At 72.1% G+C, this 25,709-nt stretch carries 23 protein-coding genes and 1 pseudogene; 13 read left to right on the plus strand and 11 right to left on the minus strand.

Features of this window, described 5'->3' with window-relative positions:
* Window positions 1-202: 202 nt before the first annotated feature.
* Window positions 203-1,441, minus strand: a complete 1,239-nt coding sequence (manD, locus tag ACFQRI_RS22530; protein WP_380671755.1) for a D-mannonate dehydratase ManD — start codon at window positions 1,439-1,441, stop codon at window positions 203-205.
* A 169-nt stretch (window positions 1,442-1,610) separates the two neighbouring features.
* On the opposite strand from manD, the gene ACFQRI_RS22535 reads away from it, so the two are divergent.
* The 3 genes from ACFQRI_RS22535 to ACFQRI_RS22545 are packed head-to-tail and all read left to right on the plus strand — an operon-like array spanning window position 1,611 to window position 5,447.
* The gene (locus tag ACFQRI_RS22535; protein ID WP_380671757.1) at window positions 1,611-2,642 is read left to right on the plus strand and encodes a LacI family DNA-binding transcriptional regulator; all 1,032 of its coding nucleotides are present in this window, start codon (window positions 1,611-1,613) and stop codon (window positions 2,640-2,642) included.
* Between the two features lie 58 nt (window positions 2,643-2,700).
* Window positions 2,701-4,164, plus strand: coding sequence for a glucuronate isomerase (gene uxaC, locus ACFQRI_RS22540; RefSeq protein WP_380671759.1), 1,464 nt, complete (start codon window positions 2,701-2,703; stop codon window positions 4,162-4,164).
* Window positions 4,161-5,447, plus strand: a complete 1,287-nt coding sequence (locus tag ACFQRI_RS22545) for a mannitol dehydrogenase family protein (protein ID WP_380671761.1) — start codon at window positions 4,161-4,163, stop codon at window positions 5,445-5,447. The genes uxaC and ACFQRI_RS22545 overlap by 4 nt, the downstream gene beginning before the upstream one ends.
* Before the next feature lie 66 nt (window positions 5,448-5,513).
* On the opposite strand, the gene ACFQRI_RS22550 is transcribed toward ACFQRI_RS22545, so the two are convergent.
* Window positions 5,514-7,112 carry an ABC-F family ATP-binding cassette domain-containing protein gene (locus ACFQRI_RS22550; protein ID WP_380671763.1) on the minus strand — a complete coding sequence of 533 codons (1,599 nt, stop codon included), beginning with the start codon at window positions 7,110-7,112 and terminating at the stop codon, window positions 5,514-5,516.
* A 352-nt stretch (window positions 7,113-7,464) separates the two neighbouring features.
* On the opposite strand from ACFQRI_RS22550, the gene ACFQRI_RS22555 reads away from it, so the two are divergent.
* Window positions 7,465-8,142: a Clp protease N-terminal domain-containing protein gene (locus ACFQRI_RS22555; protein ID WP_380671765.1), complete on the plus strand. Its 678-nt coding sequence runs from the start codon at window positions 7,465-7,467 to the stop codon at window positions 8,140-8,142.
* Between the two features lie 52 nt (window positions 8,143-8,194).
* Here the strand turns inward: ACFQRI_RS22555 and ACFQRI_RS22560 are convergent, their stop codons facing one another.
* The 3 genes from ACFQRI_RS22560 to ACFQRI_RS22570 all read right to left on the minus strand — a co-directional run bounded on the left by ACFQRI_RS22560 (window position 8,195) and on the right by ACFQRI_RS22570 (window position 11,396).
* Window positions 8,195-8,662: a VOC family protein gene (locus tag ACFQRI_RS22560; protein WP_380671767.1), complete on the minus strand. Its 468-nt coding sequence runs from the start codon at window positions 8,660-8,662 to the stop codon at window positions 8,195-8,197.
* A gap of 184 nt (window positions 8,663-8,846) precedes the next feature.
* Window positions 8,847-9,980 (minus strand): adenosine deaminase, encoded by a 1,134-nt coding sequence (locus ACFQRI_RS22565; protein ID WP_380671769.1) that lies wholly within the window; start codon window positions 9,978-9,980, stop codon window positions 8,847-8,849.
* Window positions 9,981-9,989: 9 nt separating this feature from the next.
* Window positions 9,990-11,396 carry an MFS transporter gene (locus tag ACFQRI_RS22570; protein WP_380671771.1) on the minus strand — a complete coding sequence of 469 codons (1,407 nt, stop codon included), beginning with the start codon at window positions 11,394-11,396 and terminating at the stop codon, window positions 9,990-9,992.
* Between the two features lie 242 nt (window positions 11,397-11,638).
* Here ACFQRI_RS22570 and ACFQRI_RS22575 point away from each other — a divergent pair, with 242 nt between their 5' ends.
* The 3 genes from ACFQRI_RS22575 to ACFQRI_RS22585 all read left to right on the plus strand — a co-directional run bounded on the left by ACFQRI_RS22575 (window position 11,639) and on the right by ACFQRI_RS22585 (window position 14,467).
* Window positions 11,639-12,382 (plus strand): GntR family transcriptional regulator, encoded by a 744-nt coding sequence (locus ACFQRI_RS22575; protein WP_380671773.1) that lies wholly within the window; start codon window positions 11,639-11,641, stop codon window positions 12,380-12,382.
* Between the two features lie 109 nt (window positions 12,383-12,491).
* Window positions 12,492-13,472 carry a nucleoside hydrolase gene (locus tag ACFQRI_RS22580; protein ID WP_380671775.1) on the plus strand — a complete coding sequence of 327 codons (981 nt, stop codon included), beginning with the start codon at window positions 12,492-12,494 and terminating at the stop codon, window positions 13,470-13,472.
* A gap of 62 nt (window positions 13,473-13,534) precedes the next feature.
* Window positions 13,535-14,467: a ribokinase gene (locus ACFQRI_RS22585; protein ID WP_380671777.1), complete on the plus strand. Its 933-nt coding sequence runs from the start codon at window positions 13,535-13,537 to the stop codon at window positions 14,465-14,467.
* 55 nt (window positions 14,468-14,522) lie between these two features.
* On the opposite strand, the gene ACFQRI_RS22590 is transcribed toward ACFQRI_RS22585, so the two are convergent.
* From ACFQRI_RS22590 to ACFQRI_RS22610, 5 genes are read right to left on the minus strand one after another with little or no spacing between them, the layout of a single operon-like run.
* The gene (locus tag ACFQRI_RS22590) at window positions 14,523-15,149 is read right to left on the minus strand and encodes an isochorismatase family protein (protein WP_380671779.1); all 627 of its coding nucleotides are present in this window, start codon (window positions 15,147-15,149) and stop codon (window positions 14,523-14,525) included.
* A 41-nt stretch (window positions 15,150-15,190) separates the two neighbouring features.
* Complete coding sequence (locus ACFQRI_RS22595; protein WP_380671781.1) at window positions 15,191-15,694, minus strand: carboxymuconolactone decarboxylase family protein; 504 nt, start codon at window positions 15,692-15,694, stop codon at window positions 15,191-15,193.
* 4 nt (window positions 15,695-15,698) lie between these two features.
* A complete protein-coding gene (locus ACFQRI_RS22600) occupies window positions 15,699-16,037 on the minus strand; it encodes a GNAT family N-acetyltransferase (RefSeq protein WP_380671783.1) in 339 nt (112 codons plus the stop codon).
* Window positions 16,038-16,088: 51 nt separating this feature from the next.
* Window positions 16,089-17,093, minus strand: coding sequence for a pirin family protein (locus tag ACFQRI_RS22605; RefSeq protein WP_380671785.1), 1,005 nt, complete (start codon window positions 17,091-17,093; stop codon window positions 16,089-16,091).
* A gap of 51 nt (window positions 17,094-17,144) precedes the next feature.
* Entirely contained in the window at window positions 17,145-17,861 is a 717-nt protein-coding gene (locus ACFQRI_RS22610; protein WP_380671787.1) for a GntR family transcriptional regulator, read from the minus strand.
* Between the two features lie 129 nt (window positions 17,862-17,990).
* Between ACFQRI_RS22610 and ACFQRI_RS22615 the strand changes: the two genes are divergently transcribed.
* From ACFQRI_RS22615 to ACFQRI_RS22630, 4 genes are read left to right on the plus strand one after another with little or no spacing between them, the layout of a single operon-like run.
* Window positions 17,991-18,839: a fumarylacetoacetate hydrolase family protein gene (locus ACFQRI_RS22615; RefSeq protein ID WP_380671789.1), complete on the plus strand. Its 849-nt coding sequence runs from the start codon at window positions 17,991-17,993 to the stop codon at window positions 18,837-18,839.
* Between the two features lie 29 nt (window positions 18,840-18,868).
* A complete protein-coding gene (locus tag ACFQRI_RS22620) occupies window positions 18,869-19,789 on the plus strand; it encodes a VOC family protein (protein WP_380671791.1) in 921 nt (306 codons plus the stop codon).
* A gap of 28 nt (window positions 19,790-19,817) precedes the next feature.
* Window positions 19,818-21,671 (plus strand): FAD-dependent oxidoreductase, encoded by a 1,854-nt coding sequence (locus ACFQRI_RS22625; RefSeq protein WP_380671793.1) that lies wholly within the window; start codon window positions 19,818-19,820, stop codon window positions 21,669-21,671.
* Window positions 21,668-22,111, plus strand: coding sequence for a nuclear transport factor 2 family protein (locus ACFQRI_RS22630; protein WP_380671795.1), 444 nt, complete (start codon window positions 21,668-21,670; stop codon window positions 22,109-22,111). Before ACFQRI_RS22625 ends, ACFQRI_RS22630 begins: the two co-directional genes overlap by 4 nt.
* Window positions 22,112-22,144: 33 nt before the next feature.
* Here the strand turns inward: ACFQRI_RS22630 and ACFQRI_RS22635 are convergent, their stop codons facing one another.
* Window positions 22,145-23,164, minus strand: coding sequence for an Lrp/AsnC family transcriptional regulator (locus tag ACFQRI_RS22635; RefSeq protein ID WP_380671797.1), 1,020 nt, complete (start codon window positions 23,162-23,164; stop codon window positions 22,145-22,147).
* Window positions 23,165-23,263: 99 nt separating this feature from the next.
* Between ACFQRI_RS22635 and ACFQRI_RS22640 the strand changes: the two genes are divergently transcribed.
* A complete protein-coding gene (locus tag ACFQRI_RS22640; RefSeq protein WP_380671799.1) occupies window positions 23,264-24,469 on the plus strand; it encodes an amidohydrolase in 1,206 nt (401 codons plus the stop codon).
* Window positions 24,466-25,571: pseudogene (locus tag ACFQRI_RS22645) on the plus strand (L-serine ammonia-lyase, iron-sulfur-dependent, subunit alpha). The gene ACFQRI_RS22640 and the pseudogene ACFQRI_RS22645 overlap by 4 nt, the downstream one beginning before the upstream one ends.
* Window positions 25,572-25,709 lie beyond the last annotated feature (138 nt).

Consider the following 25,709-nt stretch of genomic DNA (forward strand, 5'->3'; position numbering starts at 1 on the left):
CTGGGCAATGCTAAGAACGCCGCGCGGCGCCGCGCTTCACCGAAATTGCTGCGTTGTCGGTCTGGCTTGATGGATCTTGCTCTGCTCGTCACCGGAACGGGCGTCGACGCCGCTGTCAACGGCCCATCCGGACGCGGATCTTGTCATCGGCGGGCCGCGACGCGCTCCTGCCGGGTCGCCGGTGCGGGCGGTGCCGCGGGGCTCACCAGTCGTGCACCGTTCCGTCGAGCAGCCGGTTCGTCGGCAGGTAGGCGCGTTCGTACGGGTGCTGCGCGGCCAGCTGCTCGTCGAAGTGGATTCCGAGGCCCGGTTCCTCGCTCGGCCGCAGACCGCCGTCGGCGAACTCCAGCGTGGGGCCGAACACGGCGTTGGTCCGCTCGCTGTGCAGCATGTACTCCTGGATGCCGAAGTTGTGCAGCGCGAGCCCCAGGTGGACCGCGGCGGACATGCCGACGGGGGAGACGTCGGTCGGCCCGTGCATGCCGGACTTGACCTGGTACATGGCGGCGTAGTCCATGATCCGGCGAACGCCGGTGATCCCGCCGGCGTGGGTGACGGGGGAGCGCACGTAGTCGATGAGCTGCTCGCTGATCAGCGTCTGGTAGTCCCAGACGGTGTTGAACACCTCGCCGATCGCCAGCGGTGTGGTGGTGTGCTGCCGGACCAGGCGCAGCGCTTCCTGGTTCTCGGCCGGGGTGACGTCCTCCAGCCAGAACAGGTCGTAGGGCTCCAGCGACTTGGCAAGCTTCGCCGCCTGGATCGGGGTCAACCGGTGGTGGGCGTCGTGCAGCAGCGCCAGCTCGGGTCCGAACTCGTTGCGCACCGCTTCGAACACGGTCGGCACGTGCCGCAGGTAGGCGCGGGTGTCCCAGGTCTCCTCGGCCGGTCTCGCTGATCGGCGGGCCGGCTCGTAGTCGTACCGCTCGTCGCCGCCCAGCTCCCCGACGGAACTCGATGCGACGCCGTACACCGAGTCCATGCCGGGCACGCCGGTCTGGATCCTGATCGCCTCGAAACCGAGGTCGAGGTGCGCGCGGATCGACTCGAACAGCTCGGGCAGATCCCGGCCGCTCGCGTGCCCGTAGACGCGGCAGCGCTCGCGGCTCTCGCCCCCGAGGAGCTGGTACAGCGGCAGCCCCGCGACCTTGGCCTTGATGTCCCACAACGCCGTGTCGACCGCGGCGATGGCGGCCATCGTCACGGGTCCGCGGCGCCAGTAGCCGCCGCGGTACAGGTACTGCCAGGTGTCCTCGATGCGGTGCGCGTCGCGACCCACCAGCAGCGGGGCGACGTGGTCCTCCAGGTAGCTGGCCACCGCCAGCTCGCGGCCGTTGAGCGTGGCGTCGCCGAAGCCGACGACGCCGTCGGAGGTGGTGATCTTCAGGGTCACGAAGTTGCGCCCCGGGCTGGTGATGATGACGTCGGCGCGTTCGATGCGCACAGCGGTCGCTCCTCTTGTCAGACGGGCCGTCCGAGCGGCGGGTTGGCACCGCTCGCCGGCACTGCTGCAGTGCCCGGGCGCTGACGGTGCGCGAAGTGCTTCTCAAGCTAGGAAGCGGCGATTACGGTGACAACTTGTTGCCGGTTGTTGTCATCGACGGGGAGGGCGAGTGGACCAGGAGCGGCGGCCCACGATCTACGACGTGGCGCGGCACTGCGGCGTGGCCGCCTCCACGGTGTCGCGGACGTTCAGCAACCCCGCCCGGGTCAGCGCGGGCACTCGGGAGGTGGTTCGAGCCGCCGCGGGCGAGATCGGCTACGAACCGCGACCGCTGGCCAGGGCGGAGGCGCCGGGACGGGTGCGGGTGCTGACCCTGGTGGTCACCGACATCTCCAACCCGTACTTCGTGACCGTGATCAAGGCGGCGCAGACCCGCGCGAACGAGCGCAACTACACGCTGGCGCTGACCGACAGCGACGAGTCGGCGCGGCTGGAGGCCAGCAACCTGAGGCAGCTGCTGGCCACCACCAGCGGAGGGATCCTGGCGACCTCGCGGCTCTCCGACGAGGTCATCCGGCAGATCGCCGGGTACCGGCCGCTGGTGATGGTCAACCGCAGGGTCGACGGCGTGCCGAGCCTGGTGATCGACACCGCCGCCGGGATGCGCAAGGCGGTCAGGCACCTGGCCGTCCTCGGGCACCGCCGCATCGCCTACCTGTCGGGCCCGCGCAACTCCTGGGCCAACGGGCAGCGCTGGCAGGCGATCCGCGAGGAGGCCGCCGCGTTGGACGTGCAGGTGTCGTTCATCGGCCCGTTCGCGCCCAACCGGCAGGGCGGGCAGGAAGCGGCGGACGCGCTGGTCCTCGGGGAGGCGTCCGCGGCGATCGGCTACAACGACCTCGTCGCGATGGGGGCGCTGCAGCGGCTGCGGGACATCGGCGTGCGCGTGCCGGACGACCTGAGCCTGATCGGCTGCGACGACATCTTCGGAGCCGATCTCACCGTTCCCGGACTGACGACGATCGCGGGGCCCGCCGACGAGGTCGGTTCCCGCGCCGTCGACGTCCTGCACGCCGGGCTCGGCGGTCAGGGCGACGGGGCCGGTTCGCTCACCTTCGACTCGCACCTGGTCATCCGGGGGTCGACGGGGCCCGCTCCGGATGCGCCACCGGCCCGGCGGGCCACCGGCGGGCCGAGCTAGCTGGAAACTGCTGGCAACCAGTTGCCAGATCCGGCCGCCGGTCGTGAGGCTGCCCCTCATGGACGGTGGCACGACATCAACCGCGCACCCGGCTCCGGCCCCTGCGGGCCGCTCCGCGCTGAACCCGCACCCCGATCGCCTGCTGCCGAGCGATCCGGCGGTGCGAGCGATCGCTCGGCGGCTGTACGACAGCGTGCGGGACCTGCCGCTGATCAGCCCGCACGGGCACGTGGACCCGGCGCTGCTCGCGGCGAACCCGGCCTTCACCGACCCGGCGTCCCTGCTGGTGACTCCGGATCACTACGTGACCAGGCTGCTGCACGCCAACGGGGTGCCCCTCAACGAGCTGGGCCTGCCCGATCGCGAGGGCGCTCCCGTCGCCGAGCCCCGCGAGGTCTGGCGGGCGTTCTGCACCCACTGGCACCACTTCCTCGGCACCGCTTCGCGGCAGTGGATCGAGTCGGAGCTCTTCGACGTGCTGGGCGTGCGCGAGCAGCCGTGCGCGGACAACGCCGACGAGCTCTACGACCAGCTCGTCGCCGAGCTCGCGAAGCCGGCGATGCGTCCGCGCGCCCTGTTCGAGTCGTTCAACATCGCGGTCCTGGCGACCACCGACGACCCGGCCGACGACCTGCGCCACCACCGCGAGCTCGCCGCCGACCCCGAGTGGTCCGGCCGGGTCGTGCCCACCTTCCGCCCGGACCGCTACCTCGACGCCACCAGCGGCGAGTGGCCGCGGGCCCTCGAACGCCTCGCGGAGGCCAGCGGCGTCGAGACCGACAGCTACCGCGGGCTGGTCCGGGCCTTGGAGGTGCGGCGCGAGCACTTCCGCGCCAACGGGGCGACGGCGACCGACCACAGCGCGCCGGACCCGGAGATGGCCTTCCTCCCGGAGGCCGAGGCGGAGCGGCTGTTCCACGAGGTCCGCGACGGTCGAGCGGGCCCGGAGGGAGCCAGGCTGCTGTCCCGGCAGCTGCTGGGCGAGAACGCGCGCATGTCCAGCGAGGACGGCATGGTGATGGCGCTGCACACCGGCAGCTGCCGGAACCACCACCCGCGCACCTTCGCCCGCTACGGTGCCGACACGGGACACGACATCCCCGTGCGGACCGAGTTCACCCGGGCGCTGCGACCGATGCTGGAGCGGTTCGGCACGCACCCGCGCTTCCAGACGGTCGTGTTCACCCTCGACGAGACCGTCTTCTCGCGGGAACTGGCGCCGCTGGCCGGTTTCTACCCGACGGTGTACCTGGGCGCTCCGTGGTGGTTCCTCGACGCGCCCCGAGCCATGCGCCGGTTCCGCGACGCGGTCACCGAAACCGCGGGTTTCCACCGCACTTCGGGGTTCATCGACGACACCAGGGGCTTCTGCTCGATCCCCGCCCGGCACGACACCGCTCGTCGCGTCGACGCCGGCCACCTGGCGGGCCTGGTCGCCGAGCACGTGCTCGGCGAGGACGACGCGGCCGAGGTGCTGCGCGATCTCAACGACGGCTCACCGAGGAGGGCGTTCCGGCTATGACGACGAGGATCGACCGGGCATCGGCCGGTCTCCCGCCCGCGGCTCCGGTCCGGGCGGTCCACCTGGGACTCGGCGGTTTCCACCGCTCGCACCAGGCGTGGTACACGGCTGCCTCGCCGGAGTGGGGCATCGCCGCCTACACCTTCCGCAACACCGAGCTGCCGCGCGCGCTGGAACAGCAGGAAGGCGCCTACACCCTGCTGGTGCCCGGCGCGCCGGAGGCCACCGAAGCGATCGGCTCGATCAGCCGCGCCCACCCCGGTGCCGATCGGGCGAGCTGGTCGCGCGACCTGGCCTGCCCCGACGTCGCGGTGCTCACGCTGACGGTCACCGAAGCGGCGTACGCGGCACCGGAGCGGGACGCGGACTCGGCCACGGGACGACTGCTGGCCGGGTTGCGCGAGCGCTTCCGCACCAGCGGTGCGCCGATCGCGCTGGTTCCCTGCGACAACGTCCCGGACAACGGCGCGGTGCTGCGCTCGGTGTTGCGGGCGGCGACGCGCGACGACCTCCGGTTCAGCGGATGGCTGGAGGAGCAGGTGAGCATCGCCAGCACGGTCGTCGACCGGATCACGCCGGCACCGACGCCGCGGGACGTGCGCGAGGTCCTGGACACGACCGGTTTGCGCGACGAAGCGCCGGTGGTGGCCGAACCGTTCTCCGAATGGCTGATCTCCGGGGACTTCCCCGCCGGTCGGCCGCCGTGGGAACTGCGCGGGGCGCGGTTCGTCGACGACGTCGGGGTCTACCAGCAGCGCAAGCTGTGGTTCCTCAACGGAGCGCACACCCTGCTCGCCTACGCGGGTCTCGCCAGGGGGCACCGCACCGTCCGCGAAGCGGTCGGCGACGACGTCCTCGTGGAGATGGTGCAGGCGTGGTGGCAGACGGCCTCCCGGCACATCCCGATCGACGCGGCGGAGCTCGCCGAATACCGTCGGCGGCTGATCGAGCGGTTCGCCGCACCGGGCCTCCGGCACGAGCTGGCGCAGATCGCCGAGGGCGGTTCGCAGAAGATCCCCGCGCGGTGGCTCCCGGTGCTTCGCGCTGAGCGAGCGGCGGGGCGATTGCCCGAACCCCTGGTGCGCGGGCTCGCGGCCTGGGTCGCCCACCTGCGGGTGGGCGAGGTGCGGGACCCGCGTGCTGCCGAACTCGTCGGTTCGGCGAGGGCGGCGGATCCGGTCCGTCGCACGCTGAGCGCGCTGGGCCCGGACGCGGGCGCGGACGACGAGCTCGTCTCCGCGGTCGGCGCCGAACTCGCGACCCTGGCGAAGGCCGGGAACTAGCGCTTCCGGGAGGGGAAGCGCCCGCACCCGTGGCGCAGGTGCCTACCCCTCCCGGAAGGCGCTCGCTCACAGCGGATCGACCTCCTCCAGCCGGGATTCGAGCCGGAGCCACCTCGTCAGGCCGATGGTGCGCAGGAACGGCAGGTCGTGGCCGGCCACGACCAGCGCGCCGGAGTAGGACCCCAGCGCCTGCGCCAGCTGCCGAACGCTGGCCAGGTCGAGGTTGTTGGTCGGCTCGTCGAGCAGCAGCAGCTGCGGTGCCGGCTCGGCCAGGAGGAGCGCCGCCAACGTCGCGCGGAACCGCTCGCCGCCGGAGAGGCTGCCCACCGGGAGGTCGGCCCGGTCGCCGCGCAGCGAGAACCTCGCGAGCTGGGCGCGAATCGCGTTCTCCGAGGCCGACGGCGCCGCCGCGGCGACGTTCTCGGCCGAGGACAGCCCGTCGTCGAGCAGGTCGAGCCGTTGCGGCAGCGCGCACACCGGCACCGGGACGTCGACCGCACCGGACCGCGGCGGGACCGATCCCACGATCCCGTGCAGCAAGGTGGTCTTCCCGGCGCCGTTCGGCCCGACGAGCGCGACGCGCTCGGGCCCGCGCAGCCGCAGGTCCACCTCCGGGCCGTTGCGGAGCACCACACCGGTCAGGGAGAGCACCTTCCTGGCCGATGGGACAGCGGTCGCGGGCAGGTCGATCCGGATCTCGTCGTCGTCGCGGACCGCCTCCTCGGCTTCGCCGAGCCGGTCCGCGGCCTCCGCCAGCTTCTGGACGTGCATGATGCGGTACTTCCCGGCCGCGATCTCCGCGTCCTCCTGGCGCTTGCGCATCCGGACCTTGGGCTCGCGCTTGTCGTTCCACCGCTTCTGCCTGTACCGGCGCCGACGGTCCAAAGTGGTCCGCGCCGCGACGAGGTCCCTCCGCTGCCGCTTGAGGTCGGACTCGGCGACCCGGACCAGGCGCTCGGCCACCTGCTGCTCGGCGGCGACCGCGGCCTCGTAGTCGTCGAGATCGCCCGGGTAGAACCGCACCGCGCCGGACCGCAGCTCGCCGATCCGGTCGACCTGCTGGAGCAGTTCGCGGTCGTGGGAGACGATCAGCAGCACGCCCTTCCACGCGCGCAGCGACTCGCGGACCCGCCGCCGAGCGCGCAGGTCGAGGTTGTTCGTCGGCTCGTCGAGCAGCAGCACGTCCGGCCTGCGCAGGAATTGCGCGGCGAGGCCGAGCAGCACCAGCTCGCCGCCCGAGAGCTCGCCGACCCGCTGGTCCAGCGCGACGTGCGCGAGCCCGAGCTGATCGAGGCCGGCCCTGGTGCGCTCCTCGGCGTCCCACCGCTCTCCGACGGTCGCGAAGTGGCGCTCGTCGGCGTCCCCGCGCTCGATCGCCTCGAGCGCGGCCCGGACACCGCCCAGCCCGAGCACGTCGTCGACGCGTCGGTGCGCGTCGAGGACCAGGTCCTGCGGCAGGTGGCCCAGCTGGCCGGTCACGGCGATCGAACCGGCGGTGGGCCGGAGCTCACCGGCGATCAGCCGGAGCAGGGTGGACTTCCCAGATCCGTTGAGCCCGACCAAACCCGTGCGGCCCGGGTTGATCACCGCGTTGAAGCGGTCGAAGACGACCTCGCCGTCGGGCCAGGCGAAGCAGAGGTCGGAGCAGATGATCGATGCTGACATGGGCGCAACTCCTCGGTGGTGCGGCCAACGGCACGGCGTGGAGGTACGGCCTCTCGGGAACGGCGCGGGATCGGCGGACGCCGGGACGACGGCGGTCGAGCGAAGCTGAGACGGGCGCCAACACCTGAGGCCGGGCGCGCGGGAACCGGGGGTGGGCACCCCCGTGCGCGCAGCTCCGAACCTCAGAAGATCAATGTTCCACCTGGACGAACGACAGCAGAGGCGGCGAGCTTATGGCGCCGCGGGAACGACCCGCAAACGATTTTCCGCCCGGGTGGCGTTTCCCGTTCGCAACCGCCAACGACGTCAACGTGAGGTTGACGGGACGGTTGCGTCAACCTGAGTTGACGACATGACGAACTCGTTCCGCTTGGACGACCTGATCGACGACATCCGCCGGCAGCACGCCGATCCGCTGGATCAGCTCTCCGGTGCGGTCGACGCCGCTTCGCACCTCGGCGAGATCGCCGACCACCTCGTCGGTCACTTCGTCGACCAGGCCCGGCGCTCCGGTGCCTCGTGGACCGCGATCGGGCAGAGCATCGGCACGAGCAAGCAGGCCGCCCAGAAGCGCTTCGTGCCCAAGGAACCCGCGGGCGGTTCCGGAGAGGGGTTCGACCGCTTCACCGACCGCGCCAGGCAGGCGGTCATCGACGCCCAAGCCCAAGCCCGCGGTGCGGGCAACCAAGAGATCACCGCCGAGCACCTCCTGCTCGGACTGCTGCGCGACCGCGACAACTCCGCCGCCACGACGCTCGCCGCGCAGGGCGTGGACCTGGAAACCCTCCGCGCGGCCGCCGAGGACGCGCTGCCGCGCGCCGCGGAGGAAGCTCCTCCGGAGCTGATCCCCTTCGACTCCCGCGCGAAGAAGGCCCTGGAGCTGACCTTCCGGCAGAGCCTGCGCCTGGGGCACCACGAGGTCGGCACCGAGCACGTCCTGCTCGCCCTGCTCGAGGTCGAGGACGGCGAAGGGGTGCTCTCCCGCTTCGGGGTCACCCGGTCCCGATTAGAGCAGCGCTTGCCGGGTTGAGGGTGGTCGGTCAGCACTGCGCGGGCGCGCCGAACGCGCGCCCGCGCCGAACTCACTCGGTCGCAGCGCTGCCGCTCATCACCTGCTCGACGCGGCGTTCCATCTCCTCCTCGCTGACGTCCTCGACGTGCGTGGCGACGGACCACCGGTGCCCGAACGGGTCGTCGAACTGCCCGGACCGGTCCCCGTAGAACTGGTCCTCGACCGGGCTGACGCTGGTGGCCCCGGCCTGCAGCGCCCGCTCGTGGACGCGGTCGACGTCCTCGACGTAGACGTAGAGCAGGACCGGAGTTCCGCCCAACGAGTTCGCGTCGTGCTCGTCGGCGTCGGACAGCATGATGATCGAATCGCCGATGCTGAGCTCGGCGTGCGCGATCTTGCCGTCCTGCGTGGGCATCCGCATCCGCTCCTCGGCTCCCAGCACCGAGGTGTAGAAGTCGATCGCGGCGGTGCCGTTGTCGACGATGAGGTACGGCGTCACCCGCTGGTAGCCCTCCGGGAACGGTTCGACGTTGCTCATGGTTTCCCCCTGTTCGCTTGGCGGTGCGACACCGGGAGTCCTCGTCGCGCAGGCGGGAGGGGGTGCCGCTCCTCCGAGCGTGCGCCCCGGAGGAGCGGTCGGCCAGAGCAATTGGTCCCCGCTGCGGGCGGGGGAGGGGTGCTCCCGGCCGGTGCGCGGCCGGGAGCACCCGCTGGCCGGCCGCTCAGGCGAGGGCCGGCGTGTGGTCGGCGACCGGCCCGAAGAGGGCTTCCGAGCGCAGGGCCGCGTAACCGGGCTTGATGACCTCGTTGATCAGCGCCAGGCGCTCGTCGAACGGGATGAACGCCGACTTCATCGCGTTGACCGCGAACCACTGCAGGTCGTCGAGCGAGTAGCCGAAGGTGTCCACCAGCTCGCCGAGCTCCGCGGTCATCGAGGTCTGGCTCATCAGCCGGTTGTCGGTGTTCACGGTGACCCGGAAGTTCAGCCGCCGCAGCAGCGCGATCGGGTGCTCGGCCACCGAGGGCACCGTGCCGGTGTGGACGTTCGAGCGCGGGCACATCTCCAGCGGGATGCGCCGGTCGCGGACGAACGAGGCCAGCCGGCCCAGCCGCGCGGTGCCGTCGGCGGCGATGTCGATGTCGTCGACGATGCGCACGCCGTGGCCGAGCCGGGCCGCACCGCACCACTGGATGGACTCCCAGATCGACGGCAGCCCGAACCCCTCGCCCGCGTGGATGGTGAAGTGGCAGTTCTCCCGGCGCAGGTACTCGAACGCCTCCAGCGAGCGGGTGGGCGGGAACCCGGCCTCGGGGCCCGCGATGTCGAAGCCGACCACCCCGGCGTCCCGGTACTTCACGGTGAGCTCGGCGATCTCGGTGGCCCTGTGCTCCTGGCGCATCGCGCACAGCAGGACCCCGATGCGGATGCGGTCGCCCGCTTCGCGCGCCCGGGCCGCGCCGCGGCGGAAGCCGTCGAGGATCGCCTCGACGACCGCGTCCAGCGAGAGCCCCTGCTGGGTGCTCAGCTCCGGGGCGTAGCGGACCTCGGCGTAGACCACGCCGTCGGCGGCCAGGTCCTCGGCGCATTCGGCGGCCACCCTGCTGATGGCGTCCGCGGTCTGCATGACGCCGACCGTGTGGGCGAAGCGCTCCAGGTACTCCTCCAGCGAGCCGGCTTCGGTCGCCGCGGCGAACCACCTGCGGATGTCGCGCACACCGGAGGCCGGAAGCGCCTCGTAGCCCTGCTGCTCGGCCAGCTCCGCGACCGTCTCGGGGCGCAGCCCGCCGTCGAGGTGGTCGTGCAGCAGCACCTTCGGGGCGCGGCGGATTTGGTCGGCGGTCGGTGCGTCGGCCACGTGTTCCTCCTAGTTCTTCTCCGATTGCGGGGTTTTGATCAGCAGTGCGGTGACCAGCGCGAGGGCGACGAAGCCGCCCGCGGTCCACAGCGCGGCGTGGAAGGCGCTGGCGGTGGGCGGGCCGTCTCCGCTCGCGGCGGTGACCGCGCTGGCGGCCACGGCGATGCCCAGGGAGGCGCCGATGCCGAAGCAGGCGCCGTTCAGCCCGGGCAGCGACCCCGGCTTGTCCTCCGGCGCGAGCGCCACGGCGAGACCGGTGAGCGCGGTGAGCATGTAGCCGGTGTAGGTGATGCCCAGCGCTGCCAGCGCGGCGAAGGTGACCACCGGTGACTGCGGGGCGAGCACCAGCGGGACCAGCGCGGCGGCCGTGCCCGCGGCACCGATCAGCACCGAGCGGCGCCATCCGATGCGGGGCCCGAAGTGCCCGACCAGCGGGGCCGCGATGACGCCGAGGGCCGAGGCCGGGGTGAGATACAGCAGGGCCGACATGGTCGCCGAGAGCCCGTAGCCGGCACCCGAGGTCTGGGTCAGCAGCGGGATGGTGAAGTTCAGCATCCCGAACACCCCGGCCAGGGTGAAGATCGTGGTCAGCAGCAGGGGCCAGCCCGCCCGCGAGGCCAGCACCGAGGTGTCGATGATCGCGTTCCGGTCGCGGCGCTCCGCGGCGGCGAACAGCGCGAGCGCGAGCGCGCCCCCGATGAGCAGCGCCAGCGTGGGCACCGAGGTCCAGCCCCAGCTGCTTCCCTCGTTCAGCGCCAGCAGGATGCCGGTCAGCCCGACGCCGAGCAGGGCCGCTCCGGTCCAGTCCATCCGCCCCGCGGAGGTCCCGCCGGCCGGCACCCAGAAGTGCACGGCGACCAGGGCGATCACCGTGATCAGCGCCGTGATCAGGAAGATCCCGCGGAAGCCCACGGAGTCGGCGACCGAACCGCCGATGACCGTGTCGACGCCGGCGATGCCGCCGTTGACCGCGGTGATGATGCCCAGGGAGCGGCCGAACTTCTGCGGCGAGAGGGATTCGTGCAGCGTCAGGTAGGCCAGCGTGAACGTCGCCGCGGAGATGCCCTGCAGGCTCCTGCCGATGATGAACAGCTCGATGTTCGGCGCGAGGACGCAGATCAGCTCGCCGACCAGCGCGACCACCAGCGTCACCTGGAGCATCCGCCGGCGGCCGACGTGGTCGCTGAGCCTGGCCAGCGTCACCTGGCCGATCGCCGAGAAGAGGAAGAACAGCGTCTGGGAGAGCCCGCCGGCACCGCTGGTGGTCTCCAGGCTGTCGATCACGTTCGGCAGCGCGGGCGCGAGCATGGTGGCGTTGATCTGGTAACCGGCGACCGCCAGCACCAGGGCTGTCAGCAGGGCGGTGGAGCGCACCGGCGGTGCGCTGGCGGGCGACGGGTCGCCGACCGTGGTCATGGGAACCTCCGCGTTGAGGCGATTCGAGAGGTGGGCAGCGCGTGGTGGTCGATGTCCGGGAGCTGCGACCGGCTTGTCGATGAACTTGTCTGACATGTGCCGGGTGTTGGCGGAAGGGTTTACCGGCTCAGCGCCTGCCGCGTCAAGTGTGTTCTGCGCAGCAATTGGCCCGGAATCGGGGATTTGACGAGCGCGGCTCGCTCTTCTAACTTGTCTGACATCAACCCAACAGGGGGTGCGACGTGGCGGCCAGACGACCGCAACGGCGACCGGTCGTGGAGCTCTACGAGCGGGTCGTCGAGGCAATCCGGCAGGGGGACTACCCGCCGGGCTCGACGCTGCCGTCCGAGCCCGACCTCGCCGCCGACCTCGGGGTGAGCCGACCGGCGCTGCGCGAGGCGCTCCTGCTGCTGCAGGAGGACGGTGTGATCACCGTTCGGCGCGGGGTGGGGCGCACCGTCAACGGTCGCCCGGCCCGGCGCGGTTTCGAGCGGTTGCAGTCGATCGAGGGCTTGTTCAGCGCGGACGCGGCCAAGATCCGACCGCTGGCGCGGGTCGTGGAGGAACCGACCGACCTGGTCATGCAGCACCTGCCGGTCCCGGCCAGCTGCGAGATCTGGTTCTGGGAGAGCGTCGTCGACATCGACGGCGTGCCCAGCGGCCTGGTGGAGGAGTGGAGCGCGCACGACGAGGGGCTGGCCGCCGTCGACCCGGGGCTGCCCGCGGCGCTGGCCGAGGCCGAGGCGCAGCCGAGCACGATGCTGCAGGTGGTCTCGGAGCTCGACCCCTACCTGCCGTTGAGCGGTTCGAGCGCGATGAGCGCGACGGTGCTCGGGCGCCGGCGGGGCGAGGTCCTGGACCGCTCGCCGGACACGCCGGTCGTGCTGATCACCCAGGTCGTCTCGGTCGAACGCACCCCGCTGATGGCGGCCAAGTACGTGTTGCCCAGCGGTGCGCCGAGCATCCCGGTGCGCCAATCCCGTTGAGAGATACCCGGTTCCGCGGCGCGGTCCGGTCGCGGTTCCGGTCGGTTCCGCGGTCCGTTCGCGCGCGGAGCGCGATGTACGACCCCGGAAGCAGAAAGGCACGCAACCGATGGCGCCCAAGCAAACCCTGATCGTCGACTGCGACACCGGCATCGACGACGCCCTCGCGCTGCTCTACCTGCTCGGGGATCCCGGAGTGGAAATCGGCGCGGTGACCACGGTTTTCGGCAACACCGACGCCGAGACGGCAGCGCTCAACACGCTGCGGGTGCTCGAACTGGCCGGCCGGGCGGACATCCCGGTCTCCGTGGGCGCTCGCAGCAACTGGTGCGGGGACGCGCATCTCGCGCCGCACGTGCACGGCTCGGACGGGCTGGGCGACACCGACCTGCCCGCCCCGGCGACGGCGCCGAGCGCCGAACCCGCCGCCGAGCTGATCGTGCGGTTGGCGCGGCAGAACCCCGGCGCCGTGCGCCTGCTGGCCATCGGTCCGCTGACCAACCTGGCCACCGCCCTGCTGCTCGAACCGGATCTGCCCGAGCTGGTCGAGCACGTGACGATCATGGGCGGCGCGGTGCGCCACCCCGGCAACGCCACCCCGGCGGCCGAGGCCAACATCCACAACGACCCCGAGGCCGCCCGGATCGTGCTGCGGGCTGGCTGGCCGGTGACCCTGGTCCCGCTGGACGCGACGATGGGCGAGCTGATCACCGAGCAGCACCAGCGGCGGCTCGCCGAACGCGGTTCACCGACAACGCGTTTCACGTCGTCCGTCCTGGAGCAGTACTTCGACTTCTACGAGCGCGACATCTTCGGCGAACGGCGAGCGGCCTGCCACGACCCGTTGGCCGCTGCGATCGCGGTCGGCGACGTCGCGCCGGTGCTCGCACCGGTCGTGTCGACCGATGTGGACACCGGCGACGGCCCGGGCCGCGGCGCGACCGTCGCCGACGTGCGCGGCCAGTACCGGGGATTCCCGGAGCAGCAGGAGGCCAACGTTCGCGTGGTCCTGGAGACCGACCGCACGTTCCCGGACCTGCTGGTCGACCGGCTCTGCGGAGCGCCCGAGCCCACGCGCCGAGTCGCCTGAACCCACGACGCCGGGTGTCGCGGACCCGCCGGGTCCGCCGGAGAAGCCAGGAAGGATGAGCGATGACGCGCGAACTGGACCTCGTCGTGGTCGGATCGCTGAACGTCGACCTCACCGCGGCGGTGCGGCGCCACCCGCAGCCGGGCGAGACCGTGTCGGCGACCGCGCTGAGCACCAGCGCGGGCGGGAAGGGCGCGAACCAGGCCGTGGCCGCCGCGCGGCTGGGCGCCCGGACGGCCCTGGTCGGCCGGGTCGGCGCCGACGCGCACGGCGAGGACCTGCTGACCGCGCTGCGCGCCGACGGCGTCGAGACCGCGCACACCCTCCGGGACGAGTCGGAGAGCACCGGAACCGCGCTGATCAGCGTGGCCTCCTCCGGGGAGAACAGCATCATCGTCTCGGCGGCGGCCAACGCCCGGTTGTCCCCGGACGACATCGCCCGCGCCCGGCCGCTGCTCGCCTCCGCGCGCGTCGTCTCGGTGGTCCTGGAGGTGCCGGTGGAGACCGTGTGCGCGGCCGCGCGCGCCGCGCTGGAGAGCGGAGCGCGGTTGGCTCTGAACCTCTCGCCGGTGGTCGACCTGCCCGCCGAGGTGCTCGCCGCCGCCGACCCGCTGATCGTCAACGAGCACGAGGCTCGGGAAATCCTGCAGCGCAACGGTTCCCAACTCCCGGACGGTGAGGTCGCGCACGCCGAGGCGCTGCGCGCGATCGGTGCGCGATCGGCCGTGGTCACCTTCGGGGCCCGCGGTTCGGCGGTCGCCGAACCCGGCCGCGCCGAACGCGTTCCCGGGGTGCCGACCGAGGCGGTCGACACCACCGGGGCGGGTGACGCCTTCGCCGCCGCGGTCGCCTGGCGGCTCAGCCGAGGCGACTCGCTGCCGGAAGCCGCCCGGTGGGCCACCCGCGTCGGGGCCCGCAGCGTGCAGCACCCGGGCGCGCAACCGTCCTACCCGACGCTGCAGCAGGTGCTCGACGAACCGGGGCTGCCGGTCTAGGGACTGCCCGGAGCTGGGTCCGCGCCGCGGTGCGAGCGGACACCTCCCCGGGTCCTCAGGCCTTGCCCCGGAGGTCCTGGAGCTGGGGGAAGTACCAGCGCAGGATGCTGCGGAGGTTGTCGGCGCCCGCGCGTCCCCAGTCGCGTTGCAGCTCGGCGACCAGCGAGATGGCGTTGACCGGCTGGGCGCCCGCGGACAGCATCCGCTGCATCGCGCTGTCGTGCGCCGCGGTGCTGATGCCGCCGATGGCGTCGGCCACCGGGTACACCTCGTAGTTCTCGCGCAGCATGTCCAGGGTCGGGAAGGCGACGCAGACCTCGGTCCACAACCCGGTCATGATGATCTTCCGACGGCCGGTGGCCTCCACCGCGGCCCGGAAGTCGGGGTCCTCCCACGAGTTCAGGGTCGTCCGGTCGATCTCCTCGGTGGGCGGGAGCGCTTCGCGGAGTTCGCCGATGGTGCCGCTGTTGGCGCCGAGCTCCACGCCGACGGTGGTCAGCACGACCGGGAGCTGGTACGCGCGGGCCGCGCGGGCCACCGCGGTGACGTTGAGCATGAGCTCGTCCTGACTGATCGAACCGACCGTGCCGACCTGCTCGGGCTGGTAGTCGATGAGCACCAGCGCGCAGTCGTCCGGGGTCAGCAGGTGGTCGTTGCTGCGGATGGGCGTTTCGCCTGCCATGTTCCTCTCCTCGGTGCGTTGTTCTGCCGCCGCTCGTGCGGTCATGTTGAGCGGCGGCGCTGCTCGGTGCCAGTTCGCACGTCTGCGTTGTTCCTGCGCCGGACCGGGTGACCGGACAGGACGGAGATCCGGTTGAAGGCGTTGATGGTCACCGACGTCCAGATCAGCAGGGAGATTTCGTCGTCGGACAGGACCTCGCGCGCTCGCGCGTAGGTGGCGTCATCGGGACGTTGGTGGGCCACGAGGGTGACCGCTTCGGCCAGGTCGAGGGCCGCGCGCTCGCGACGGGTGAACAGGTCCGCCTCGCGCCAGCCGGGAAGCACTCCGAGCCGCTGGATCTCCTCGCCGGCTTCGATCGCGAGACGCGTGTGCCGGTCCAGGCAGTACGCGCAACCGTTGAGCTGCGAGACCCTGATGTTGACCAGCTCCAGCAGTGCGCGGTCCAGACCGGTCTCGCGAGCCTGGTCGCGTATCTCCTTCGCGGTGGCGAGCAGCGCCTGGAAGGCGGCCGGTGCTTGCTTGTCGAGGAAGACTCGATCGGACATCGGCTCAGCGGGTGCGTTCGCGCACCGCGGCGATGGCGTCCTGGGTGACGGCGTCGACCAGGTCGTCGAACTCGTGGTGCCGTTGGAGGTGCTTCTTGACGAACGGGCACACCGGCACGATGCGCAGCTCCGCGGCGCGGGTGTCGGACAGGGCTCGGTCGATCAGCTGTCGACCGAGCCCGCGGCCGCCGAACTCCTCGCCGATCTCGGTGTGGTAGAAGATCCGCCGCCCGTCGCGGTCGACGAACTCGGTGAAGCCCGCCAGCTCGTCGTCGGTGGTGATCTCGTACCGGTCGTGGCTGCTCGACAGGGCGACGGTTGCTTCGGCGGCGCTCTCGGACATGGTGCCTCCCGCGGGTCGGTGGTGTTGCGGAGCAGTTGTTCGCGGCAGCGGTCAGCGGTGGGGGTGGTAGCGGCTCCTGGCCTTCAACCGGGCGTGGGGCAGCGAGGGCGCCGGTAGGGCCGGCCCGTCGTAGCCGTGCACGGCGCCGAACCGGCGCTCCGCCGCATCGCTGTCGTGCTCGGCCTCCCAGGTCTCGCGCGCCGCGACGACGTCCTCGTGGCTGCGGCCGACGAAGTTCCACCACATCACCAGGTCTTCGCGGAAGGGCTCGCCGCCCAGCAGCAGCGCCTGCCCGCCGGGCTGCGCGGAGATCCTGGTCTCGTTCCTGCCGCGACCGAGGTAGAGCATGGCCCCCACCGGCACCGGGACGTCCTCGGCGATCAACCCCGGGGACAGCGCCAGGACCGCGTGCTCGAAGTCCGGCTCCAGCGGCACCGGCAGCGAGCCGCCCCCCGGCAGGCTCAGGCAGGCGCCGACCAGCGGGGAGTGCGTCCTCGCCGGGGAGACCGCGCCGTCGACCTCACCGGCCAGCACGGTGATCGCGCCGTCGCGGAGCTCGTGCCGCGGCAGCGAGTCGTAGAACTCGAACGCGGGCGCGACGTGCCGCGACCGCTCGGGCAGCGCCACCCACAACTGGGCCCCGTACAGGCGCGCGGAGTGCTCGGGCGGGGATTGCTCGGAGTGCGCGATGCCGTGCCCCGCGGTCATCAGCGGGAGCTGGCCGGGGCGCACGAGCTGGCGGCTGCCGACGCTGTCCTGGTGCCAGACCTCGCCCTCGACCAGCCAGGTCACCGTTTGCAGGCCGGTGTGCGGATGCGGCGGCACCTGCATCCCGGGTTGCCGGGTGATGTCGGTGGGCCCGTAGGAGTCGGCGAAGCACCAGGCCCCCACCATCCGCCGGTCCCGGTTGGGCAGCGCGCGCCGGACGCGCATCGCCCGCGGGCCGCCCAGCGGCACCTCGCGCGGGTGCAGCAGCTCCGCGTCCGGTTCGGTGGCGATCGCGCTGCCCGCCGAGCACACCTCCTGCTCGGCGGGCCGGTTCTCGACGTTGCTCATCTCGTTTCCCATCGGCGCGGAGTCGTCCGGAAGGCGTCGTCGCGGCCGGCGTCAACCGGTCCGCTGGTCGGCGGGATCGCTCGCGGCCCCGCCGGGTTGGTCGGTGGCGCAGCTGAGCAGCAGCTGCGCGGTGTGGGCGATGTGATCGCGGAGCAGCTCCTGCGCGCGGTCGGCGTCCCGCGCGACCGCGGCGTCCAGGATGTCGCGGTGCTCGGTGGCCAGGTCGCGGTCCGGTTCGTCGCCGAACGAGACCGACCACTGCAGGTACAGCTCGGCCTCCTGGCGCAGCGAGCGCGCGGTTTCCAGCAATCGCCGGTTGCCGCAGCCGGCCAGCAGGGCCGCGTGGAACGCCGCGTGGGCCGCCGACCACTCGTCGCACGGGTGGCCGGGGTCGTCCGGCCGCTGGAACGGGGTGCGCGCCAGCACGTGGTGGGCGGCCACGGCCTGCGATTCCCAGTGCATGTCCCCCTCCAGCACCGACAGGCGCAGCACGAGCGATTCGATCTCCACCCGCGCCCGGCTCAGCTCGGCCAGGTCCTCGTAGGACAGCGGGGTGACCACGTAGCCCTGGTGGGCCCGGGTGACCACGAGCCCCTCGGAGTTCAGTCGGGTGAGCGCTTCGCGGCAGGAGCCCACGCTCGCCTGGTAGCGCTGCGCGAGCTCCGGGAACTTCAAGCGCTGCCCGGGCTCGACCCTCCCGCCGAGGATGTCCGCGCGCAGGCGCTGGTAGGTGTCCTCGGTCCGCGTCGACCCCTCGTGCTTGGCCATGGTCGGCACCCTACCAGCTTACGAGTGTTCGCGTAACTTTCGAATCTCTCTTGCGTCATCGAAAGTGGGGGGGTACACAGGTGGCAACGGCCGGTTGCGGCCGGGAAGGACCGAGCGAGGGAGTGCGCCGTGCGGTTTGCCAACGTCCGGGGACGGCTGAGCCTGATGACCGAGGGCGGGGGCGTGGTGGACCTCGCCGAAGCCAGCGGCGGGCGGATCGGTGCCGACGTGCGGGCGGCCTACCGGGACTGGGAAGCGGTGCTGGAGATCGCCCGGGGCCTCGACGTCGGCGGATCGTCCGCGGTCGAAGATCCGTCGGTGCTGGAGAACCCGGTGCCGGAACCGCGGCAGGTGTTCGCCATCGGGTTGAACTACGCCGACCACGCCGCGGAGTCCGCCTTCGCGGTACCGGCCGAACCCGCGGTGTTCACCAAGTACGTGACCTCGCTGACCGGCCCGCGGGGCGAGATCGCGCTGCCGCCGGGGCGGGTGGACTGGGAGGTCGAGCTGGTCGTGGTGATCGGTCGGCGGGCCCACCGGGTGCCCGCCGAGAAGGCGTGGGAGCACGTCGCGGGCCTGTCCGTCGGGCAGGACCTCTCCGAGCGCGACCTGCAACTGGTCGGGCCCGTCCCGCAGTTCAGCCTGGCGAAGTCGCATCCGGGCTTCGGCCCGATCGGCCCGGTGCTGGTCACCCCCGACGAGTTCGCCGACCCCGAGGACCTGGAGCTCGGTTGCCTGGTCAACGGCGAGCAGCTGCAGAAGGGCAAGACCTCGGACATGGTGTTCCCGGTGCCGGAGCTGATCGCCCGGTTGTCCCGGGTGGCGCCGCTGCTGCCCGGCGACGTGATCTTCACCGGCACTCCCTCCGGCGTGGGGCTCGGCCGCAGCCCGGAACGGTTCCTCGCCGCGGGGGACGAGCTCGTCAGCTACGTGCGCGGTGTCGGCGAGATGCGGCACCGCATGATCGCCGGTCGCTGACCGGCCGCGAGGTCCCTCTGGAGGTAGTGATGTCGCTGCACAGCTTGTCCTCGATCACGGTGGGGGTGCCCAACCTCGCCGAGACGCGGGCCTACTACGCCGATTTCGGGTTGCGCGCCGAGGACGACGGTTGGTTGAGCACGCGCGACGGCGGCCGCCAGCTGCGCCTGGTGCACGCTCCGACCCGGCGGCTCCTCGACCTCGCCGTCGGCCTCGACGACCACGACGACCTGGCGGCGGTCGCGACCCGGCTGCGCGCGCTCGACGTGCCGGTCTCCCTGGAGCAGGACCACCTCGTCGCCGTCGAGCCGATCGCCGGGTTCCAGGTGACCGTGCGCGTCGCCGACCGGCTGGTCCAGGCCGAACAACCCGCCACCCCCTACAACGGTCCGGGGCGCATCGAGCGCGCCGGCCGCGCCCCCGGCGTGCTGCCCGCGGGACCGGTCCGGCCGCGAAAGCTGGGGCACGTCGTGATCGGCTCCACCGACCACCTCGCGACCCGCCGGTTCTTCACCGAGGGCATCGGTTTCAAGGTCAGCGACGAGGTCAAGGACCACGGGGCCTTCCTGCGGTGCTCGACCGATCACCACAACGTGCTCGTGATGGCCGCGCCGGTGAACTTCCTGCACCACAGCTCCTGGCAGGTCGACGACGTCGACGAGGTCGGGCGCGGCGCGACCGCCATGCTGGAGGGCAACCCGGAGCGGCACGTGTGGGGACTGGGCCGCCACTACGCCGGTTCCAACTTCTTCTGGTACCTCAAGGACCCGGCGGGCAACTTCTCGGAGTACTACTCCGACATGGATTGCATCGTCGACGACCAGCTCTGGACACCGGAGGTCCTCGAAGGAGCCAAGGGGCTGTTCAGCTGGGGACCACCGCCCCCGCCGTCCTTCCTGCGGCCCGAGGACCTCGCCGAGCTGATGACCGGCGCCCACCAACCCGGATGACGGCGCCCCCACCACGAGGAGTCTGAACATGCGCACCGTGGACACCGACGTCCTGGTGGTCGGCGCCGGCCCGGCGGGCCTGACCGCATCGGCCCTGCTCGCCCGCCAGCGCGTCGACGCGATCACCATCAGCCGCCACCCGGGAACCGCCCACTCGCCCAGGGCGCACATCACCAACCAGCGCACCGCGGAGGTCTTCCGCGACCTCGGTCTCGAACCGCGGTTGCGCGCGGTCGCGACCCCGAACCACCTGATGGGCAACAACGTCTGGGCCACGAGCCTGGCCGGTGAGGAGATCGCCCGGCTGAAGTCGTGGGGGACCGGCGTCGACCGGGCGGCCGACTACGCCGCCGCGAGCCCCTGCGCGATGTGCAACGCCCCGCAGCACCTGCTCGAACCGGTGCTGCTGGAGGGAGCTGCGGAGAACGGGGCCGACGTCCGCTTCTCCACCGAGCTGATCGACATCGCGCAGACCGAGGACGCGGTCGTCGCGCGGGTGCGCGAGCGCACCGCGGGCGCGGAGTACACCATCCGCGCCCGCTACGCGATCGGTGCCGACGGCGGGAGGTCGCTGGTGGCCGACCGCGCGGGATTCGCCCTCGACGGCGAGATGGGGCTCGGGGCCGCGCTGAACATGTGGCTCGAAGTGGACCTGAGCCGGTACACCGCGCACCGCCCCGGCGTCCTCTACTGGACGGCCCAGCCCGGCAACAACTACTGGGTCGGTTCCGGGACGTGGATCTGCGTCCGCCCGTGGACGGAGTGGGTCCTGCTGTGCATGTACGACCCCACCGAGGGCGAACCCGACCTGTCCGAACCGGCGGTCGTCGAGCGGGCGCGCGCCAGCATCGGCGACCCGGACGTCGACGTGCGGGTCAAGGACGTCAGCAAGTGGCAGATCAACCGCGTGGTGGCCACCGAGTACCGGCGCGGGCGCATCTTCCTGGCCGGTGACGCCGCGCACCGCCACCCGCCAGCGAACGGGCTGGGCACGAACACCTCCATCCAGGACTCCTTCAACCTCGCCTGGAAGCTCGGGATGGTTCTCCGCGGCCGAGCGGGCGAAGGACTGCTCGACACCTACGACGCCGAGCGCAGGCCCGTCGGCAGGGCCGTCGTCGACCGGGCGATGCGCAGCGTGCGCGACATGCGTCCGATACCCGACGCCCTGGGCTTCTACCCCGGTCAGACCAGCGAGGACGGATGGGCCGCGCTGCACGAGCTGTTCTCGGACGCCGAGGGCGCGGCGGATCGGCGCAGGGCGCTCGACGAGGCGATCGCGTTGCAGAACTACCAGTTCAACGCGCACGGCGTCGAACTCGGGCAGCAGTACTCCTCGGACGCCGTCGTCGACGACGGGACGCCGCTCCCGGAACCGCTGCGGGACCCGGAGCTGTACCACCAACCCACGACCCACCCGGGTGCTCCGCTGCCGCACGCCTGGATCCAGCGCGGCGCGCAGCAGATCTCCACTCTCGACCTCGCCGGTGGCGATCGGTTCGCCCTGATCGTCGGCAGCGGCGGTGGCCCGTGGGTGGCCGCGGCGAGCGCGATCGCCCGGGAAACCGGCATCGACCTGCCGGTCCGCACCGTCGACTACCGCGGCGAGTACCACGACGTGCTCGGCCGGTGGCGCCGGCTGCGGGAAGTCGGCGACGACGGCGCGCTCCTGGTCAGACCGGACCGGCACATCGCCTGGCGGTCCTTCGACATGCCGGAGTCGCCCCGAGACGCCCTGCGCGCCGCGCTGCTCCAGGTCCTGTCCCGCGGGGAAGCGCCGACCGAGCGCGCAGGCCGGGCAGACGCGTACCCGAACCAATTGGTCAGCACCGGGACGGTGCCGGACCGATCGCCGACCGAGCACCCCGGAGCGAAGCGATGAACCACGACGACGGCAGCGCTCGGGAAACCGGAAGGGCCGTGGCCACCTCGTACTTCAAGCTGCTGGACGCGGGCCAGGACTTCTTCCACCTGTTCGCCGACGACGCCTACGTCTACTTCCCGAAGCACCGACCGGCTCGGGGCATCGACGAGGTCAAGCAGCTCTTCGCCGACATCGTCCCGATGTTCTCCGAGATCGTGCACGAGATCCCGTACTTCAACTACGTCGAACGCGGCGAGCACGTCGTCGTCGAGGGAACCACCCACGGGGTGCTCGCCGACGGGACGCCCTGGCGCGCCACCGAAGGGCTCGGCGGCCGGTTCTGCAACGTCTTCGAAGTCCGCGGAGGCCTGATCCACCGCCTGCACGTCTACCTCGACCCCGACTACGCCGACGCCGACACCGCCCGCTATCCGTGGCTGGCCCGCTCGACGTCCTGAGCGGCCCGGCGGACGCCAGCTCGCCGCCGAGCGTCACGGGCTGCGCCGGGTGTCCAGCGAGATGGAACCGGTGGCGCACCCCCGCTCGTCCAGGAGCCTGCCGACGAGCTTGACCGGGCGGACCGCGATGCTGCGGTCGATGACGTCCATGTGCGGGAGGCTCCTGGTCATCTGGGTCTCCAGCTCCTGCACGTCGACCAGCGAGCGCACCCAGACGGCGATGATGAGGTTGTACGGCCCGGCGGTGGAGGTGACGGTGCGCACCTCGGGGATCCGGGCCAGCGCGCGGCCCGTTTCGTCGAGCCGCTCGGTCGCCACCCGCGCGAAGAACCAGGCGTAGACCGGCCACCCGGTCAGCGTCCGGGCCAGTTCGCAGCGCAGCTTGAGCTGCTGGCCGGCGATCAGGCGGCCGAGCCGACGCCGGACCGTGCTGGTGCTGGTGGAAGCGGCCTCGGCCAGCGCGCTGACCGGTGCTCGCCCGTCCGCGGCGAGCGTGACCGCGATGGCCCAGTCCTCGTCGTCGAGCTGGCTCGGCGGCGGTTGCTCGGTCGTGTCGCCGGTTCCGCGGCTCATCTTCGAGATCTGCTCGTGGTCGAGGGCGCGGAGCCGCCAGCGGCTGCCTTCGGTGTAGGTGCGGATCATCAGGTGGCTTCGCACGTGGCGCAGGTGCTGCACCCGGCTCATGCGCTCCAGCAGGTAGCTAGACAGCACCTCCGGGGTCGGCGCGTTCACCGTGACCAGCACGTCGCGCCCACCGGCGGTGACGTCGACCGTCATGGCCTGGGGGTCGTTGGCCAGCTCCTCGGCCACGGGCAGGCCGCGCCCCGGCTCGCACTCGATCTCGACGAACGCGCTCGCCTGCCGGGGCGTGATCGGCGGGTAGGCGGAGATCCAGGCCCGGCCGCTGCTCTCCAACCGCGCCCAGCGTCGGGCAGCGGTCACCGGGTTGATGCCCACCACGCCGCCCACCAGCGACCACGGTGCGCGCGGCTGGATCTGCAAGGCGTTGACCAGTGCGAGGTCGACCTCGTCGAGTTCGGCTGAATCCTGCATTCGATCTGGAAATCTGGTGCTTTTCTCGATTCTGAGCGAGCTGACCGTCTCATCCCTGACCATTCCTGTCCAGGTTGGAAACCGTCCGGAGGAGCGGAATTGACTGATCGGGTTGCCATGCGCGCGCAGCGGGTGCGGGCCGAGCAGGGGGAGTGGCGGGGCCGCCTCCTCCAGCTCAGCCGCAGCCTGCACGACGAACCGGAGCTCGCGTTCGCCGAGCGCAGGTCGGTGGAGAAGATCACCTCGCTGCTCCGCGACGCGGGGTTCGCCATCGAGCCGGGGCCGGCGGACGTGCCGACCGCGTTCTCCGCGGTGCGGGGCACCGGCGACCTCACGGTGGGGATCTGCGCCGAGTACGACGCGCTGCCGGGCATCGGGCACGCGTGCGGGCACAACGTCATCGCCGCCGCCGCCGTCGGCGCCGCGGTCGGGCTCGCCGCCGTGGCCGACGAGCTGGGGATCCGGGTGAAGCTGATCGGCACGCCCGCCGAGGAGCACGGCGGCGGCAAGGTGCTGCTGCTGGAGCGCGGCGTGTTCGACGACGTCGCGGTCGCGATGATGGTGCACCCCTCGCAGCAGGACCTCCACCCGGCCGAGTTCTCCAGCCAGGCGGTGAGCAGGTTCGCGGTGACCTACACCGGTCGCGCCTCGCACGCCGCCGCCGCACCGCACCTCGGCATCAACGCGGCGGACGCGGCGGTGGTCGCCCAGGTCGGGATCGGCCTGCTGCGCCAGCAGATCCCGGCCGATTGCCGGATCGGGCTGTTCGTGCGGGAAGGGGGCACCGCCACCAACATCATCCCCGAGACCGCCGTGGTGGACTGCGAGGTGCGCTCGGCCGACATCGAGTCGTTGTCGGGCTTGAAGGAGCGCGTGCTGGGGTGCTTCCGGGCCGGTGCCGAGGCGTCGGGCGCCTCGATGGCCGTCGAGCCGACCGAACCGGACTACGCCGAGCTGTGGCAGGACCCGGCGATGGCCGAGCTGTTCGCCGGTCACGTCGAATCCCTCGGCCGGGAGCTGCAGGCCAACGGAACCATGCGGGGAGGATCGACCGACATGGGCAACGTCTCCCAGGTCGTCCCGAGCATCCACCCGTGCATCGCGATCGCCGGATCGGAGAACCCGCCGCACACCCGGGGATTCGCCGCGGATGCCGCGTCCGCGGCCGCCGACGAAGCGGTCATGGACGGGGCGGCGGCCATGGCGCTCACCGCCGCGGACGTGGCCGCCGACGACGTGCTGCGGGAGAAGTTCACCGCCGAGCTCGCCGCGCGAACCCGCGCCGGGAAGCCGGGCGAGTCGTGAGCATCAGCGCGTTCGACCTGTTCAGCGCGCGGATCGGTCCGTCGAGCTCGCACACCACCGGTCCCATGGTCGCGGCCCGGCGCTTCGCCGCGGAGCTCGACGAGGCCGGGCTGCTCGGGGAGGTGCTGGCGGTGCGGGTGGAGCTGTTCGGCTCCCTCGGAACGACCGGGCGCCGGCACGGCTCGGATCGGGCGGTCCTGCTCGGCCTGCTCGGCGAGCACCCGCGAACGGTGGACCCCGACGAGGCCGCTCGCGAGGTCCGGCGGGTCCGGGAGCGCAACCGGATCGCGCTGCTCGGGGAGCACGAGATCGACTTCGATCCGGACGCCGACGTCGTCCTGCACCGCGACCGGAGCCTGCCGGCGCACCCGAACGGACTGCTGCTCACCGCGCGGACCGAGCGCGGGTCGACCGAACGGATCTTCTACTCGGTGGGCGGTGGGTTCGTCGTGGCCGACGGGGAGTTCCCCGACGAGGACGACGACGTGCTGCCGCACCCGTTCGCCACCGCGGAGGAGCTGATCGACCGGTGTCGTCGCACCGGGACCTCGATCAGCGACGTGGTGCTCGCCAACGAGGCGGCTCGCCGCCCGGAACCCGAGGTGCGGCGAGGGCTGCTGGACGTCTGGGCCGCCATGCGGGACTGCGTGCGGCGCGGGTGCGAGCGGGACGGCGAGCTGCGGGAGCGCTGCGCGTGCCGCGCCGCGCCGCCCGTCTCCGGGAACGCCCGAGCCGGGAGGACCGCCTCGGCTGTCAGGGCGAGGTCGGTTCGGCCTGCTCTATGGCCGCGGCGGGGCTGGCCGAGCTGCTCGGCGGAACGCCCGAGCAGGTCGAGAACGCCGCCGAGATCGGGATGGAGCACCACCTCGGCTTGACCTGCGACCCGGTGGGCGGGCTCGTGCAGATCCCGTGCATCGAGCGGAACGCGGTCGCGGCCGACACCGCCATCACCGCCGCGCGCATCGCGCTCAACGGCGAGGGGGCGCACCTCGTGTCGCTGGACGCGGTGCTCAAGACGATGCGCGAGGCCGGCGCCGACATGAGCAACCGCCACAAGGAGACCGCGCTGGGCGGACTCGCCCTCAACGTCGTGGCGTGCTGACGACCGCAACCCCGACACACCCCAATCGCATCACCCACCCGGACGAACCTCGAAATTCCCTCGAATTCCACCCGCGCAATTCGAGGGAATTTCGACGTGCGGTGCGCCGCCCCGGGTTCCGGTGGGTGGGGCCGCGGC

The sequence above is a fragment of the Saccharopolyspora griseoalba genome (assembly GCF_042665275.1).
In the GTDB taxonomy this organism is placed as follows: domain Bacteria; phylum Actinomycetota; class Actinomycetes; order Mycobacteriales; family Pseudonocardiaceae; genus Saccharopolyspora; species Saccharopolyspora griseoalba.

What these genes read in the sequence shown, in the direction of transcription:
- ACFQRI_RS22555 (WP_380671765.1), top strand. Translation starts at nt 7,465, where the DNA reads ATGACGAACTCGTTCCGCTTGGACGACCTGATCGACGACATCCGCCGG.
- ACFQRI_RS22560 (WP_380671767.1), bottom strand. Translation starts at nt 8,662, where the DNA reads ATGAGCAACGTCGAACCGTTCCCGGAGGGCTACCAGCGGGTGACGCCG.
- ACFQRI_RS22610 (WP_380671787.1), bottom strand. Translation starts at nt 17,861, where the DNA reads ATGGCCAAGCACGAGGGGTCGACGCGGACCGAGGACACCTACCAGCGC.
- ACFQRI_RS22590 (WP_380671779.1), bottom strand. Translation starts at nt 15,149, where the DNA reads ATGGCAGGCGAAACGCCCATCCGCAGCAACGACCACCTGCTGACCCCG.
- ACFQRI_RS22580 (WP_380671775.1), top strand. Translation starts at nt 12,492, where the DNA reads ATGGCGCCCAAGCAAACCCTGATCGTCGACTGCGACACCGGCATCGAC.
- ACFQRI_RS22600 (WP_380671783.1), bottom strand. Translation starts at nt 16,037, where the DNA reads ATGTCCGAGAGCGCCGCCGAAGCAACCGTCGCCCTGTCGAGCAGCCAC.
- uxaC (WP_380671759.1), top strand. Translation starts at nt 2,701, where the DNA reads ATGGACGGTGGCACGACATCAACCGCGCACCCGGCTCCGGCCCCTGCG.
- ACFQRI_RS22625 (WP_380671793.1), top strand. Translation starts at nt 19,818, where the DNA reads ATGCGCACCGTGGACACCGACGTCCTGGTGGTCGGCGCCGGCCCGGCG.
- ACFQRI_RS22595 (WP_380671781.1), bottom strand. Translation starts at nt 15,694, where the DNA reads ATGTCCGATCGAGTCTTCCTCGACAAGCAAGCACCGGCCGCCTTCCAG.
- ACFQRI_RS22605 (WP_380671785.1), bottom strand. Translation starts at nt 17,093, where the DNA reads ATGAGCAACGTCGAGAACCGGCCCGCCGAGCAGGAGGTGTGCTCGGCG.
- ACFQRI_RS22620 (WP_380671791.1), top strand. Translation starts at nt 18,869, where the DNA reads ATGTCGCTGCACAGCTTGTCCTCGATCACGGTGGGGGTGCCCAACCTC.
- ACFQRI_RS22585 (WP_380671777.1), top strand. Translation starts at nt 13,535, where the DNA reads ATGACGCGCGAACTGGACCTCGTCGTGGTCGGATCGCTGAACGTCGAC.
- ACFQRI_RS22630 (WP_380671795.1), top strand. Translation starts at nt 21,668, where the DNA reads ATGAACCACGACGACGGCAGCGCTCGGGAAACCGGAAGGGCCGTGGCC.
- ACFQRI_RS22550 (WP_380671763.1), bottom strand. Translation starts at nt 7,112, where the DNA reads ATGTCAGCATCGATCATCTGCTCCGACCTCTGCTTCGCCTGGCCCGAC.
- ACFQRI_RS22635 (WP_380671797.1), bottom strand. Translation starts at nt 23,164, where the DNA reads ATGCAGGATTCAGCCGAACTCGACGAGGTCGACCTCGCACTGGTCAAC.
- ACFQRI_RS22570 (WP_380671771.1), bottom strand. Translation starts at nt 11,396, where the DNA reads ATGACCACGGTCGGCGACCCGTCGCCCGCCAGCGCACCGCCGGTGCGC.
- ACFQRI_RS22545 (WP_380671761.1), top strand. Translation starts at nt 4,161, where the DNA reads ATGACGACGAGGATCGACCGGGCATCGGCCGGTCTCCCGCCCGCGGCT.